The organism is Neisseria sp. HMSC31F04 (assembly GCF_001807735.1).
GTDB lineage: Bacteria > Pseudomonadota > Gammaproteobacteria > Burkholderiales > Neisseriaceae > Neisseria > Neisseria elongata.
In genome coordinates this window covers 1-2,627 of sequence record NZ_KV790799.1, presented here as the reverse complement: position 1 = coordinate 2,627, position 2,627 = coordinate 1, and the positions used below count along the sequence as shown (strand labels likewise).

General features: G+C 55.0%; 1 protein-coding gene. It reads right to left on the bottom strand.

The genetic code is table 11. The features are described 5' to 3' along the window. A partial coding sequence (locus HMPREF3107_RS05785) for a beta strand repeat-containing protein (protein ID WP_210391401.1) occupies positions 1-2,627 on the bottom strand: 2,627 nt, incomplete at both ends.

Sequence of the window (2,627 nt, the reverse complement as noted above, 5' to 3'; positions counted from 1 at the left end):
GTTACGGCACTGTCGTCGCCTGCCGCAACGTTGCCGCTGGTCAGGTTGGTGATCTTGCCGCCGGTAGATGCAGAACCCTTCATATCAATGTTTTTGCCGTTGGTGCTAATACCATTGCCGTTGATGACCGGACCGTTATTAATCGTCAGACTGTCGGCAGTCAGGTTGGGGTTGGTGGCAATGGTAAGGTCTTTACCGTTGTTGGTTATGGCAATGTTGGTACCATCTTTAAACCCTACCGTATCATTCGGCTTGATGGTTTCCGCAGCACCGCTGTTCACTTGGAATTTCCAGCCTGCGTTGGCCGCATTGGTGCGTGCATTCAGTGCAGTCAATGCGTCGCCTACGTTGCTATAGTTCGTTGGCGCACCTGAGGCATTGGCCAGGGTGTAGGTCGGCGCGCTAATGCTGCCATCGGCCTGAACTGCCGATCCGCCGCCCAAGTGGATGGCTGTGGAATTGGCAGTTTTGTGCAACTGGCTGCCATTAACGGCATTGGTGCTGGTCGCGTTAACCGCACCTGCAGCGACGTTACCCAAGGTTACCGGACCGCCTGTGCCTACCAGGTTTACTTTGTTGCTCGGCGTAGTGGTCGGAGTGCCCGCTGTGTCAACATAGGTCATCGGGGTGTCGAACTTAACCGTTGTTACGCCGCCGGTGCTGCTGACGTTGGCTACGGTACCTTGGCCGTTAACAAAATTAACGGTATCGCCATGGGTGACAAAGTCTTTGTCAACCCCGTTACCTTGTACGGTAAAGCCGGCGTTCAATACGTCGTTGACGGTGGCGGCGTTGTGACCTTTGTTGGCAGACAAGGTGGAGCGGTCGTTACCGGTCGGGTTGGTAACGGCTGCAACGGTATCGGCCAGATTGTCCTTCACGTTGGCCAAGGTGGTCGGCGCGGTTGTGCTGCCGGCCGCATTCTGCAGGCTAGTAATCACATCCGCTGCGGCAACTTGGTTGCCTGCACCGTTGGGCGCATCGTAAAAGTTGCCGTCGGTGTGTTTGTACACTTTTGTGCCGTCGGCTTTGGTGTATGCAACCGGAGCCTGATCCTGCAAAGCAGCCTGCACGGCTTTCAGCTGCGATACGTTTACGGCATCGGTATCTGCCGAACCTGCAGCCAAATTGGTCAGACGACGGTACATTTTGCTACCAGCCATAAAGCCGCTAGTGTCCCCGCCCAGCGAAACTTCACCGAACTTCGCATTGGCGGTATCAATATCCGCTGCAATAGTGGAAGAAGCAGTCGGTTTGTAGGCGGCTGCGGTCAAATCCGCATCACCTGCTGTGGAGAATGAACCCAGCGCCACATTGAAATTGGTATTGTCTTTTACTGTGGCACTGTCACCCAACGCCAAGTTGTTGTTCAGACGGTCAGGCATCATTGGGATCAGTGCCGTACCGTTACCAGAATTTGCACCACTACCGATAGCCATACCGCCGTTTTGTGAAGAGGCAGCTGCACCAATGGCGATACCGCCCTGACCTCCGCTACCGGTTACAGTCGCTTGAGGACCAATAGCTAACGCGGCATTACCTTGCGCTCGTGCACCTGTGCCGATAGCAACGGCATCTGCAAATAAGGGACTACCGTCAACTTTTGCACCGGTACCGATGGCAACCGAATCGCGTTGCTGAGCAGCCGCACCCACACCGGCGGCCAACGCGCCGGATGCAGTGGCACCGTCGTTGTTGAAGTTATTACCCGGCGTACCTCCATCGTTCACACTGTAATAGTGGGTTGCAGAACTGCTGACCTGATTAGCAATAGCTTTCAACTGATCTTCGGTAGCTGCACGTCCGCTGACAATGCCGGCAGGATTCCAAGTTTTGTTGGTCAGGCCGGTAACCGTACCGGCAGTACCGTCGACGGTAATCGGGTTGCCGCCGCTGGCCGGGCCAACGGTAATGCTGTCGGCCAGCTTGAAGCCGATTTGGTTGTCGGTAACCGTGGTCTTAATATTGGCATCACCGACGTATTTGACGGTCTCGCCCAGTTTCACGGTGTCGTCCGTACCACTGTCGGCCCCGATCTTGAAACCGGCGTCTTTCAAATCGGTTACGGCATTACTGATGGCAGTATTGATTGCGGTATTAACTGCACCGCCGGTTACGGCACTGTCGTCGCCTGCCGCAACGTTGCCGCTGGTCAGGTTGGTGATCTTGCCGCCGGTAGATGCAGAACCCTTCATATCAATGTTTTTGCCGTTGGTGTTGATGCCGTTGCCGTTGATAACCGGACCGTTGCCGTTAATCGTCAGACTGTCGGCAGTCAGGTTGGGGTTGGTGGCAATGGTAAGGTCTTTACCGTTGTTGGTTATGGCAATGTTGGTACCATCTTTAAACCCTACCGTATCATTCGGCTTGATGGTTTCCGCAACACCGCTGTTCACTTGGAATTTCCAACCGGCGTTCGCAGTATCGGCTTTGCTATAGGCCGCAGCAATCGCATCGCTGAAGGTGGTTTTGCCCGTGCCACCGATATTGTTGCTGCTCAGATTACCCGAACCGTCGATGCTGACGTTGCTACCCAATACGTTTTTCACGTTATTCAACGCGCCATACACTTGGCCGCCGGTCGCGGCATCGGTACTGGTGGCCGAAACCGTGCCTGCGGCCACATT